This window comes from Paraburkholderia sediminicola (assembly GCF_046026675.1).
Taxonomy (GTDB): Bacteria; Pseudomonadota; Gammaproteobacteria; order Burkholderiales; family Burkholderiaceae; genus Paraburkholderia; species Paraburkholderia sediminicola_F.
Genome location: NZ_JAQQEY010000001.1, coordinates 1787666 through 1800328, shown reverse-complemented (window position 1 = coordinate 1800328; position 12663 = coordinate 1787666). Strand labels below are relative to the sequence as shown.

The following is a 12663-nucleotide window of genomic DNA, read 5'->3' as shown; positions in this document are numbered from 1 at the left end:
CGTTGGCGCTCATCGCCCGTCCTCCGCGCGTCGCGGCGACGCAGCCGGCCCGGCAGCGTGTGCCTCGCGCGCGTGACGCAGACCGATGACCGGCAGTATCACGCCGACGAAAAAGAACATCCCCGGCAGCCCGATCAATGTATTGACGAATACCATCATCGCGAACATCGCGATCGCTACGCCAACGCCGGAAATCGCAAAGCGGTCCTTGTCGCGCTGACGGCTTGCCCGGAAGGCCCGCCACAGCAGCATCACAACGCCGGTCGTGTACAGCAGCGTACCTGGCCATCCCATCACGAACGGCACTTCCAGCAGGCCACTATCGAAGACCACGGTCAACTGAAGCGAATCGTCGCTCGACAGTTTGGTGCCGAGCCCGGTCATACCGAGTCCCTGCCCGGCGATGTCGGTCAACGCCACCGACATGAACTGCTTGTAGAGCTCCGCGCGGACCTGGTAGCTATTGTCGTGACCGAGATCCTGGATTGTGTTGAATCGCTGCATGAAGTTTTCGGAGACCTGATCGACCATCGCAAGCGGCGCGCACAGCATCGCAAAACCCAGTACCCCGCCGATCAGCCGCATCCGGCTGCGACCATCCAGCATCGTCAGCGGATACACGAGGCCAATCGCGAGACCGCCCCACGCGCTACGCACCGAGGTAAACATCAACGCCGGGATGCCCACCAGTCCGGTGGCGATGCGAGTCTTGCCACGGGCCGCGAGCGACATCAGCAGCACGGCCATGATCGTCTGCGAAAACGGGCCGGAGGAGTTCATCGTGCTGCTCACGCGCATCCCGAACGGCACCGGGTGCCCTTCGGACTCCATCTGCGATGCAATCAGCCAGAAGATGTCCCACGGCGGCGGCGACAGGTACTCGATCACGCCATAGAGCCCCATCACCAGACCGCCGTAGACAAATGTCTTGAGCAGCACACGGTGATAGTCCGGATAGTCCTGCCAGGTGACGACGAGACGAAACGCCACCAGCACCGGAAACAGCCAGTTCACGAGCGTGAACGTCGCTGCAGCCGGCCCCACCTGCACCATGCCGACCAGGTACGAATAGAACAGCGCGAGCACGATCAGCACGAGCGGCATGGTGCGGCGCTGCCCGAGCGCATGGAAATTCGTGATGAGCGCGCATCCGGACAGCGCGACCGCGAGCATCGGGGCGATCATCACCGGGCTTTTCGGATTGAACGATCCACTTACGAAGTCCGCGAGCCGCCGCACCTCCGGCGAGAGAAAGAACAACCAGCACACGAAACCCAGGTAGTGCGCAGGTGAGCGCCGGTAGAAGCGCACCGCTATCAGGAACGACGCGACCGGGTAGAAAATTTCGACCAGCCGCCCCTGATGCAGGACGATCAGCAGCAGCGTGATGGCGAACAGCGCGATCGGCAGATACGTGGGATGGCGCATGCCGACGCGCACCGTAGCGGCCACGCGCGACGGCGGTGCGGCAGGCGAGTCCGGCCGCGCGGGCGGCGGGCGCACCATCGTAGAAGGTATGCTCATCATGGCCGAGCCTCCGGCCATGACAGCCACGTGACGCGCCCGGCCATCCGTCGTATTGCACGGCTTGCGGTCGTCTCCCGACATCCGTTGCCCGGTGTGCGCATCGTCACAGCAACTCGGACGTGTTCACGAACGCGAGCCCATCGCGTTCACGGCGCAGACTGCCGAACAGCGGCTGGCCGACACGCGGCTGACGTGTGAGCCCGATAAACGGCTCGCCGTGTTCGAGATACGGGCCTTCCGTCTTGCGAAAGCCGAATTGCTCGTAGAAACCGCGCAACCCGATCGGCGCCGTGACGCGCGCGGCACGGCCCGGCCAGTGTTCGGCGATCGCATGCAGCACCCGTTCGATCAGCAATCCGGCGGTGCCGTCGCCGCGCCGCAGCGGGCTGGTCAGCACCTTGTCGATGACAATCTCCGGATCTTCCGCGTCGCCCGGTTGCAGTCGGGCATACGCCAGGATCGGCATCGGCCGCGACATGTCTTCGACCGCGAAGACATGCAATGACGTTTCGTCGCGGCCATCGGCGTCCAGATACACATGCGATTGTTCGACCACGAAGACCGCACTGCGCGCCCGCAATATCAGATACAACTCCCGCGCGGTGAGCTGTTCGAATTCCAGCGTTTTCCAGTTCATCACGTTCCCTAGCGGTGTGTTTAACGAAGCAGGCCTCGATGGGTCAGCCCTCCACGGGCGAACTCAACGGGCAGGCCCCGTTGTCATGCATGGCTACACGGTACGTCCGCAAACCGCATGGTTCCGTGCGGAATCGCACTGACGCTAGCCTTTCGCGATCCTTAAATACGAGGCAACGGAGCGCGGCGGAGCTTGAGCCGGATTGAACCGGCTTGAACTGGCTCAAACCGTCTGCACTCGCAGCACGATTTGCCGTGGTGATCCGTCGCGAGGGGAAGGCCACCATGCCGGCGCGACACATCAGCAAGACGGAGAACGACGGGCCTTTCACCCTTCGAGTACGAGTTAAGCGACAGAGTCAAGCGACAGTTAAGAACTATTTCGACCCACCAAGGGGGCACATCACTATGAAAAGCGCATTGCGACGCATCCTTTCCGAATCGGCACGTCTTGACGTTTCGCCCGATACGCTAGCCGACGACGCCGATTTGTACGCAGCGGGCTTGTCCTCGCTCGCGACGGTGCATCTGATGCTGGCCATCGAAGACGAATTCGGCATCGAGATTCCCGACCGCATGCTGACCCGCCGGCTGTTCTCCAGCATCGATTCGATGGCCGCCGCGGTCGCCGAGTTGCAACAGGCGAAGGCGGCAGCATGAATGCCCCGCTGCTGGACACCGCCGCGGTGGCGACGCCGCTCGCCGACCCCGCTGCGGCACAACCCGCCGGCGCAAGCGTCGTGCTGAGTGCGGTGGAAACCGAACCGGGCTGGCGCGCCGCGGCGCAGCGCTGCGCCGCCGTGGCCGCACAGTTCGCCGATTCGGTGGACCGCGAAGCGCGCTTTCCCCACGAAGCTTTCGAGGCGCTCAAGCGCGAACGGTTGTTGTCGGCGATGGTGCCGGCCACCTTCGGCGGCGCAGGGCTCTCGCTCGCGGATATCGCTGCGATCTGCGAAACGCTCGCGCAAGGCTGTGCTTCCACTGCGATGGTGTACGCGATGCACCAGATCCAGGTGGCCTGCATCGAGGCGTATGGCAGCGAGTCGGCATGGCACCGGCAGTTGCTCGCGCAGCTGGTTGAACACCAATGGCTGCTGGCTTCGGCGACCTCCGAAGAAACCATCGGCGGCAACATGCGCACCAGCGCCTGCTCGGTCGAGCTCGACGGAGAGCCCGGCCAGCAGCGCTTTCGCATCGAAAAGCTCGCGCCGACGATCTCGTACGGCGCGCACGCCGACGGCATTCTGGTCACCGCGCGGCGCACCGCCGAGTCGGCCGCGGCCGACCAGGTGCTGATCGTGGCATTGCGTGAAGAAACGCTGCTGGAAAAGCGCGGTGGCTGGGATTCGATGGGTATGCGCGGCACCTGCAGCGAGGGCTTCCGGCTCGTCGCCACAGGGCTCGCCGAGCAGATCCTGCCGACGCCGTTCGCCGATATCGCCGATCAGACCATGCTGCCGGTGTCGCACACGCTGTGGGCCTCGGTATGGACGGGCGTCGCCAGCGACGCGGTGAATCGCGCGAAAGCCTTCTTTCGCGCGCAGGCCCGCTCGAAACCCGGCTCGATTCCGCCGGCCGGCCTGCGTCTCGCCGAAGCGGTCGGCCTGCTGCAGATGATGCAGGCGCGCCTGTCGGTCGCGCTCGAAGCAGCGCGCACCGCCCACCACGCGAAACACGGCGGCTGCCAGGCTGACGCACCGCTCTCGGCGATGCTCGGCTTCGCTTCCGACATGAATACGCTGAAAACCAGCATCTCGACCACCGCACTGCAAGTCGTGCAGGAAGTGCTGATGATCTGCGGCATGGCGGGCTACAAGAACGGCACGGAATACAGCGTCGGACGCCACCTGCGCGACCTCTACTCCGCGCCGTTGATGATCAATAACGACCGTATTGCGCAGAACACGGCGAGCCTCTTGCTTGCGCAACGTCCTGCCGCCCCGGGGAGAGCCTGACATGAACACGATGACCGATACCGCCGCGCTGGCCACTGCCGCTCCGGAATCCACGGCGCCGACTTTCCGCGACGAACTGCTGGCCGCCGGCCTGCTGATCGATACCGGCGAAAACGGCCTGTATGGCCGCAGCCAGGTTTTCGAAGACGTGGTGGACCGTCTGAATGTGGCGATCACGCATCTCGGCGCGGACCAGCAGCCGGAAGTGCTGCGCTTTCCGCCCGCCATGCGCCGCACCGACTTCGAAGACAGCGAATACCTGAAGAGCTTTCCGAACCTCGCCGGCACGATCCACTCGTTCTGCGGCAACGACATGGGCCACCAGCGCCTGTTGCGCGCACTCGACGACGCGATGACCGAAAGCGACGACGATCGCAGCGAAGAATGGATGGCACAGCAGAAGCCGACCCGCGTCGTGCTGACGCCGGCCGCCTGCTATCCGATCTATCCGGTGATGGCGAGGCGCGGCCCGCTGCCCGCAGACGGCCGCACGATCGACGTGCTGTCGTATTGCTTCCGCCACGAACCTTCGCTCGATCCGGGCCGCATGCAGATGTTCCGGCAGCGCGAATACGTGCGCCTCGGCAGCGCCGAACAGGTGATGGCGTTCCGGCAGATGTGGGTCGAACGCGGCTCGCTGCTGATTACACTGCTGCAACTGCCAGTGGAAGTCGACCTCGCCAACGATCCGTTCTTCGGCCGCGGCGGCAAGATCGTCGCCGATAGCCAGCGTGCCCAGGCGCTCAAGTTCGAGCTGCTGATTCCGGTGGCCGACCCGCGCGGCAAAACGGCGTGCCTCTCGTTCAACTATCACATGGAGCACTTCGGCGCGATCTGGAAGATTGCATGCGAAGACGGCGCGGTGGCGCACACGGGTTGTGTGGGTTTCGGCATGGAGCGCATTACGCTGGCGCTATTCCGTCACCACGGGCTCGACGTCAACGCATGGCCGGACGACGTGCGCGCGCTGCTGTGGGGTGACACCGAGGCGCGCGTGGCGCAGGGCATACAGTCCATGCAAGCGGCGTCCATAGTGGCTGCGCAGGATGCCGGAGACAGCGCATGAATCCATCCATGATCCCCTTGCCGAAGGGCGTGCAATCCGCCTTCCCGCTGTCCCGCCGGCTCGACCTGCCGGCTCAGGGCGGCGTGGTCGCGCCTGCCACGCCGCTGCGCCAGCATGCACCGCACGCGCTGCATCAAGGCGAGCGCGTCTGGCAGGAGACCAACTGCTACGTCGATCTGTGGATCGAACTGCTGCACGGCTTCGGGCTCGATCCCCGCGCGGCGTTCGGCTTTACCGTCACGCAGGACTTCGAAGGCGATCAGTTCACCTTCTTCAAATTCCCACTCGAAGACCTCGAGCGGCTGTACGGCACCCAGGTGCAGGAACTGGCGATCTACGACTCGCTCGAAGCCCGCGTGCTCGCGCAGACTTTGCGCGGCCATACCGTGCTGGTGGAAGTGGACGGCTATTACCTGCCGAATACGCGCGCCACGTCGTATCGGCGCGAGCATCCGAAAACCACGGTGGGGATCGACTTCATCGATCCCCCGGCGCGCCGCCTCGGCTATTTCCACAACACTGGCTATCACTTGCTCGACGGTGAAGACTACGACGGCGTGTTCCGCAAGCTGCCGCAATTCGCGCAGCAGCCGGATCTGCTGTTTCCGTATGTTGAATTCGCCAAGCAGGCGCGGCCGGCGCTGGAAGGCACCGCGCTCGCCGAAGCCTCGGCGGAATTGTTGTGCGCGCATCTGAACCGGCGGCCGCTGATCAATCCGATTTCGCAGTGGCGCGCCGCGTTTCCCGCGCATCTCGATACGCTGCTCGAACGCGGCGAGGCGTTCTTTCACCCCTACTCGTTCAACCTGATGCGGCAGCTCGGCGCGAACTTCGAATTTCTCTCGAAGTATCTGTTGTGGCTCTCCGCACAAGGTTTCGACATGCCGGCGTCGATCCCGGAAGCGGCGCAGCGTATCGCGTCGGAGTCGATGGTGATGCAGTTCAGGCTCGTGCGGGCGATCACGCGCGGACGCCGCGATTCGTGTGAAGACTGCTTCGACGTCCTCGAAAGCGCCTATGAAAAGACGCTGCCGCCACTCGCCGCGCTTGTGCTGTAACGAGCTCGTTTCGAGCTTCAGGAAATCGCCGTGGATGTTCTGACGAATGACCTGGCACCGGATGCTGACGGCTCGCGTCCGGTGACCTTTGCTGAGACGCCGGAGGCGGCCGACGTTGATGACGCTGCCGGCGCTATCACGGCGGTTGCTCCACCCCAGGACCTCTGGCCACAGCCACTCGACACAGGGTGGCAGTGTGTCAGCACGCCGGCCGGCGCATGCGCCTCCCCTGCCGACCTGCCCGCGCAGGGCTGGCTTGCCGCGCAGGTACCCGGCACGGTAGCGAGCGCGCGCCGTGCCGCGGGCCTGCTGGACGCCGCGAATCCGCCGCCGCTTGCCTTCGATGATCACTGGTACCGGTTCACGCTGACAGGCACAGGCAAACGCCGCTTGCGCCTGCACGGCCTCGCCACGCTCGCCGAAGTCTGGCTCGACGGCATCAGGCGCCTCGAGTCGGATTCGATGTTCGTCGCGCACGATCTCGACATCGAACTGCACGGCAGCGCGACACTCGCGCTGTGCTTTCGCTCGCTGACTCCGGCTCTGGCGGCCAAACGCACGCGCGCGCGCTGGCGGCCGCGGCTCGTCACGCCGTCCACCTTGCGCAACGTGCGCACTACTCTGTTAGGCCATATGCCCGGATGGTGTCCATCGGTGCAGGCAGTCGGCCCATGGCGGCCGATTGAAATGTTGAGCGACGCGCCGCACGCATTCGACTCAATTGATCTGACAAGCCGCCTCGAAGACGACGACGGCGTTGTTTCGCTTACGCTACATTTCGTGCATCCGCATGACGTCGACGCCTGCACCGCAACGTTAAATTGCGGCGGTTGTGTTTCGTCTTTGCAATGGAGTGATGCATATACACTGACCGGCAGCGTGCGTGTACCGCATGCCGAACGCTGGTGGCCCCACACGCACGGCGAGCCCACTCTATATCCTCTGACGTTGCAGCTTGATGACGAACGCGCGATATCCCGCTCATTGGGATGCGTCGGCTTTCGCAGCATCGAAGTGGATCGCGGTGCGGACGGTACGGGCTTCGCATTGCGCGTAAATGGCGCGCCGGTGTTCTGCCGTGGCGCCTGCTGGACCAGCGCGGATCTCGTCACGCTGAGCGGCACCGAGGCACAACTGCGCCACACTTTCACGCTCGCTCGCGATGCCGGCATGAACATGCTGCGGGTAGGCGGCACGATGGTGTACGAGTCCGACGCGTTCTACGCACTGGCTGACGAATACGGCCTGCTCATCTGGCAAGACTTCGCGCTGGCGAATTTCGACTACCCGAACGATGCCGCCTTCAGGGCTTCCATCGAGCACGAAGCGACACAATTTCTGACCCGCACAAGGCGCTTCGCATCGCTCGCAGTGTTGTGCGGCGGCAGCGAAGTCGACCAGCAGGCGGCCATGTTCGGCCTGCCCGATTCGATGCGCGCGCAACCACTTTTTACCGAACAGCTGCCCGCCATCGCCACGCGCGAGCGCCCGGATGTACCGTATGTGAGCAACTCACCCTCCGGTGGCGCGTGGCCGTTTTCGACTAACGAGGGCGTCACGCACTACTACGGCGTGGGCGCCTATCAACGCCCGCTCGACGACGTGCGCCGCGCGCAGGTCCGCTTCGCCGCCGAATGCCTCGCCTTCGCCAACGTGCCGGACGACGCCACCTTGCACGACGCGCTCGGTACGATCCATCTGCACGATCCGCGCTGGAAAGCGGCCGTGCCGCGCGACCCCGGCGCCGGCTGGGACTTCGACGACGTGCGCGACCATTATCTTCAGACGCTCTACGGCGTCGCGCCGGCGCAGTTGCGGTACGAAGACCCTGAGCGCTACCTGGATCTGTCGCGCGCGGTGGTCGCCGACCTGATGAGCGACGTGTTCGCCGAATGGCGGCGCGCCGGCTCGACCTGCGGCGGCGCGCTGGTCTGGCAGCTTCAGGATCTGCGCCCCGGCGCGGGCTGGGGCTTGATCGACGCCACAGGACGGCCTAAAAGCGCCCTGCACGGCCTCGCGCGGACACTGCAACCCATCCAGCTGGTCATGACCGACGAAGGCCTCAACGGCCTCGATATTCATCTGCTGAACGAACGTGCCGAGCCGTTGCACGCTCAGCTGGATCTGGTCTGCCTGCGCGACGGCAGCGTCAAGGTCGCGTCGGCCAGCCACGCGGTCGAGCTGGCGCCGCACAGCACGCAGCGTATCGGCGCGGCCGCGCACCTCGGCCAGTTCTTCGATTTCACGCACGCATACCGCTTCGGGCCGCGCGCCCACGACGTCACGATTGCGACACTGCGCGATCCGGCGAGCGGCAAGATCGTGTCAGAAGCGGTTCATCTGCCGGAGCGGCGCGCTCGCGAACGACACGACCTTGGTCTGACAGTGCGCGCCGAGCGTAGCGCCGACGGCTGGCAGTTGATTATCGAAGCGAAGCGCTTTGCACGCTTCGTTCATATCATTGACACGCATTACCGCGCCGCCCAAGACTGGTTCCATCTGCCGCCGAACCGCCCCTGCGTCGTGCCGCTCATCGCCGTTGAGAAACTCGTTGCGCACGCATCTAACGCGGTGTTTAAAGCTGATGCAACATGTGTGGCGCCCGCAGGCGAAATCCGCGCGATCAATGCGATATCCGCCATCCTCTACGGATGAATGTCGCCCCTGAACTAGCTATCCCTTCGCAAGGCGCGCAGAACCTCGCGCTGCGCGAATCCACCTGTCTGGTCTGCGGAATCACTGTTGGTTTTTTTGCGACGTTTCAGTCTCCAAAAAAGGCGTTGCGTACGCCACCGTACGCAACGCATGGAACACATCTGAATCAAATCCGGCACAACCCGGACGGCCCTCGATAACGCACACACAAAGGCTGATTCATCCGTGAGACAGCACCGGCAAAGAGATGCTCATCAACCGCTAACCCAATCCTATCAAGGACTTGACTCGAATAAAAATACCCCTCAGCGGGGTCGCGCGTTAAGCAGGCGTTGTACAGAATTGAAACAAAAAGCCACTTTTGGCTTCCCGTGCTGCTCAGGGTTTCTTCGCTGCGCCGCACCAGCACTCGTTTTCCCTCGGGTTGGCACGCTCCTCGCTAAAGAGAAAGCGCAACACCGCGTCGCCGTGACGAGATCTACAAGAACGGCGGTGGCGCATCAGGCCAATACGGGGCCGTTCCTGTTCATCCCTCGCTGCTCGCCAGGCAGCACGTCGTTCATTCATGGATGCAGGCATCGGATCAAAAACAAGAGGTCGCGCTGCGCGCGGCTTCAGCGAGGACCGATCATGTTGACACTTCAATCAGATCTGCACGGCAACCATTTGCTCGGCGCATTGCCGTCCCACGAATGGCAAGCACTTGCCCCTCATCTCGAACTGGTTCATCTGCGCACCGAGCAGCTGCTGTGCGACTCAGGTCAACGGATCCATCACGTCTACTTCCCGACCACTGCGATCATCTCGATGCTCTCGACGATGGAAGACGGCAGTTCGGTCGAAATCGCCGCGGTCGGCCGCGAAGGCATGACCGGCGTGCCGGTGCTCACGGGCGGCGAAACCATGCCGAACCGCGTGCAGGTGCAATGCGCCGGCTTCGCCTACCGGATGAGCGCACAGGCGCTCAAGCAGCAATTCGCACGCTCCGACTTCCTGCGCCGCCTGATGCTGCTGTACATGCACGCCCTCCTCACGCAGGTCGCACAGACTGCCGCCTGCAATCGCCACCACGCGTTGAACAAGCAACTGTGCCGCTGGCTGCTGATCGAAGTGGACCGCGTGGCATCGAACGATCTGACGGTCACCCAGCAACTGATCGCCGACATGCTCGGCGTGCGCCGCGAAGGCATCACGGAAGCGGCCGGCAAGTTGCACGACGAAGGCCTGATTCATCACAGCCGCGGCCACATCAGGATACTCGACCGCAAAGGTCTCGAAGCGCGTGCCTGCGAATGCTATGGCCTCGTCAAGCGCGAATTCGACCGCCTGCTGCCGCGTCTGCGTCAGGCTGAAACCGTCGAGTAAGCAGTCAACCGAAGGCTGCATCGTTCGATTACGGGGTAGATCATCATGTTCAGGAATACTGCGCGATGTCTCGACGCACTCTTTGTGATTGCGGGCGGGCTGCTCGCTCACGGGATGCGTTTTTCAACGCCGATTGCGTTGTCGGACACCGAGCGCCTCCTGATTGCCTTCAACTGCGTGCTCGTGCTGTTGATGTTTCCCGGCTTCGGCGTCTATGAAACGTGGCGCGGCAAGGCGCTGCCTTCGATGCTGTTGAGAGTCGCCGCCGCGTGGCTGGTGGTGGTCGCCACTGCGCTTGTGCTGGCGTTCACGCTGCACCGCATGGATGCCGTTTCGCGGCTGTGGTTCGCCTACTCGACGTTGATCTCCGGCGCCCTGATCATTCTCACCAAGTGCCTCGTGCATGTGGCCTTGCGCAGCGTGCGCCGGCGCGGCATGAACTTCCGCACGGTCGCGATCGTCGGTGCGCCCGGTTTCTCACGCACCTTGCTCGCGCATCTCGACCATGCGCCGCAAGCCGGCTTCAGGCCGGTCTGCGTCTTCGACACCAGCATCGAAGCGGCCGGCACGTACGGTGCGCGCCTCAATCGCCTGCCGGTGCTGACCGATCTGAATGCGTTCGCCGCCAAGGTGCGCGACGAGCACGTGAACGAAGTGTGGCTCGCGTTGCCGCTTTCGGAAGAACATACGATCTATCGCTTCACGCGTATCTTCAGACATGACTTCGTGAATCTGCGCTTCATGCCCGATGTACGCAGCCTCTCGCTGTTCAACCACGCGCTGGTCGATGTCGTCGGTTTACCGACGCTGAATCTGAGCGCCACGCCCATCTCGTCGCCGCAGATGTGGCCCAAGCTGATCTTCGACCGCCTGTTCGCGGCGGCCGCGCTGCTCGCGCTCGCGCCCGTGTTCATCGCGCTCGCGATCGGTATCAAGCTGAGTTCGCCCGGGCCGGTGTTCTTCCGCCAGACCCGTAAAGGCGTGGATGGCCAGCCGTTCGCGATCTACAAGTTCCGTTCGATGACGGTGCACCACGAAGCGCACGGCCAGGTCACGCAGGCCGCGCGCAACGACGCGCGCATCACGAAACTCGGCGGCTTCATGCGCCGCACCAGTCTCGATGAACTGCCGCAATTCCTGAACGTACTGCTTGGCCAGATGTCGGTGGTCGGCCCGCGTCCCCATGCAGTCGAACACGACGATCTATACAAGGATCAGGTGTACGGCTATATGAACCGCTATCGGATCAAACCGGGCATCACCGGCTGGGCGCAGGTAAATGGGTATCGTGGCGCCACCACCAAGGTCGAAAAGATGGAGACGCGTGTGAAGTTTGATCTCTTCTACATCCATAACTGGTCGTTCTGGTTCGACATGAAAATCGTGTTCATCACGATTTTCAAGGGCTTCGTCGGCCGCAACGCATTCTGATCATGCCACTCCGGAAACCGTCCCTGAAAGTCTCCGTGATCGTGCCGACGTACCGGCGCACCGCCGATCTCGCGCGCTGCCTCGCGGCACTCGATGCGCAGGAGCGCCGCGCCGACGAAGTGATCGTGATCGCCCGCCACGACGATTACGCGACACTCGACTGGCTGCGCACGCGCGAAACGAACCGGCCCGACTCGCGCCGCTGGATCGTGCTGGTGCACAAGCCCGGCGTGGTCGCGGCCTATAACCTCGGCATCGACAGCGCCAGCGGCGACGTGCTGTGCTTTACCGACGACGACGCCGCGCCGCACTCCGACTGGATCGCGCGGATTGCCCGCGCGTTCGGGAACGATCCGGCACTCGGCGGTCTGGGCGGACGCGACATCGTGCATGAACGCAATGGCATCCTGCAGGGGCAGAAGCCGTGCGTGGGCCTCGTGCGCTGGTATGGCCGGACCATCGGGAATCATCATATTGGCCATGGCGCCGCACGCGAAGTGCAGGTGCTCAAGGGTGTCAACATGGCGTTTCGCCGCGAGGCGGTCGGCACCGTGCGTTTTGATGGACGCTTGCGCGGCACCGGCGCGCAGGTGCATTGCGAAATGGGCTTCAGCCTCGACGTAAAACGGCGCGGCTGGACCTTGATCTACGACCCGTCACTACTGGTGGATCACTTCCCAGCCCAGCGCGGCGACGAAGACCAGCGCTTCACATTTAACGACGCCGCTTTCTATAACGCGTCATTCAATCTCCGACTCATCATGTGCGAATACCTGACGCCACCCGGCCGATGGGCGTTCGTCGTTTACTCGACGCTGATCGGCAATCGTGCGGACCCGGGGTTCCTGCGCGCATTGTCGTTGGCATTCGAGCGCGGCGGCGTGGCACTCGCGCTTCGCAAATGGAGAGTGGGTTTACGCGCAATGCGCGGGGCATGGCAGGAGGCGGTGCGCTGATCGATCAGTGCGCG

The 12663-nt window shown here is 63.7% G+C and carries 10 protein-coding genes; 8 read left to right on the top strand and 2 right to left on the bottom strand.

Annotation, left to right across the window (positions count from 1 at the left end; translation table 11 throughout):
* Nucleotides 1–9: 9 nt before the first annotated feature.
* Nucleotides 10–1527, bottom strand: coding sequence for an O-antigen ligase family protein (locus PQQ86_RS07755; RefSeq protein WP_408265640.1), 1518 nt, complete (start codon nucleotides 1525–1527; stop codon nucleotides 10–12).
* Nucleotides 1528–1630: 103 nt separating this feature from the next.
* Entirely contained in the window at nucleotides 1631–2164 is a 534-nt protein-coding gene (locus PQQ86_RS07750; RefSeq protein WP_408265639.1) for a GNAT family N-acetyltransferase, read from the bottom strand.
* A gap of 407 nt (nucleotides 2165–2571) precedes the next feature.
* Here PQQ86_RS07750 and PQQ86_RS07745 point away from each other — a divergent pair, with 407 nt between their 5' ends.
* The 8 genes from PQQ86_RS07745 (at nucleotide 2572) to PQQ86_RS07710 (ending at nucleotide 12649) form a co-directional block, all read left to right on the top strand.
* Nucleotides 2572–2823 (top strand): acyl carrier protein, encoded by a 252-nt coding sequence (locus PQQ86_RS07745; RefSeq protein ID WP_097392261.1) that lies wholly within the window; start codon nucleotides 2572–2574, stop codon nucleotides 2821–2823.
* Nucleotides 2820–4118, top strand: coding sequence for an acyl-CoA dehydrogenase family protein (locus tag PQQ86_RS07740; RefSeq protein ID WP_408265638.1), 1299 nt, complete (start codon nucleotides 2820–2822; stop codon nucleotides 4116–4118). The genes PQQ86_RS07745 and PQQ86_RS07740 overlap by 4 nt, the downstream gene beginning before the upstream one ends.
* Nucleotide 4119: 1 nt before the next feature.
* Nucleotides 4120–5184 (top strand): amino acid--[acyl-carrier-protein] ligase, encoded by a 1065-nt coding sequence (locus PQQ86_RS07735; protein ID WP_408265637.1) that lies wholly within the window; start codon nucleotides 4120–4122, stop codon nucleotides 5182–5184.
* On the top strand, nucleotides 5181–6242 hold the full coding sequence (locus PQQ86_RS07730) for a DUF1839 family protein (RefSeq protein WP_408265636.1): 1062 nt from the start codon (nucleotides 5181–5183) through the stop codon (nucleotides 6240–6242). The genes PQQ86_RS07735 and PQQ86_RS07730 overlap by 4 nt, the downstream gene beginning before the upstream one ends.
* A 30-nt stretch (nucleotides 6243–6272) precedes the next feature.
* Nucleotides 6273–8897, top strand: a complete 2625-nt coding sequence (locus PQQ86_RS07725) for a glycosyl hydrolase 2 galactose-binding domain-containing protein (protein ID WP_408265635.1) — start codon at nucleotides 6273–6275, stop codon at nucleotides 8895–8897.
* A gap of 630 nt (nucleotides 8898–9527) precedes the next feature.
* The gene (locus PQQ86_RS07720) at nucleotides 9528–10262 is read left to right on the top strand and encodes a Crp/Fnr family transcriptional regulator (protein ID WP_097392256.1); all 735 of its coding nucleotides are present in this window, start codon (nucleotides 9528–9530) and stop codon (nucleotides 10260–10262) included.
* Between the two features lie 45 nt (nucleotides 10263–10307).
* On the top strand, nucleotides 10308–11693 hold the full coding sequence (locus PQQ86_RS07715; RefSeq protein ID WP_408265634.1) for an undecaprenyl-phosphate glucose phosphotransferase: 1386 nt from the start codon (nucleotides 10308–10310) through the stop codon (nucleotides 11691–11693).
* A gap of 2 nt (nucleotides 11694–11695) precedes the next feature.
* On the top strand, nucleotides 11696–12649 hold the full coding sequence (locus PQQ86_RS07710; protein WP_408265633.1) for a glycosyltransferase family 2 protein: 954 nt from the start codon (nucleotides 11696–11698) through the stop codon (nucleotides 12647–12649).
* Nucleotides 12650–12663 lie beyond the last annotated feature (14 nt).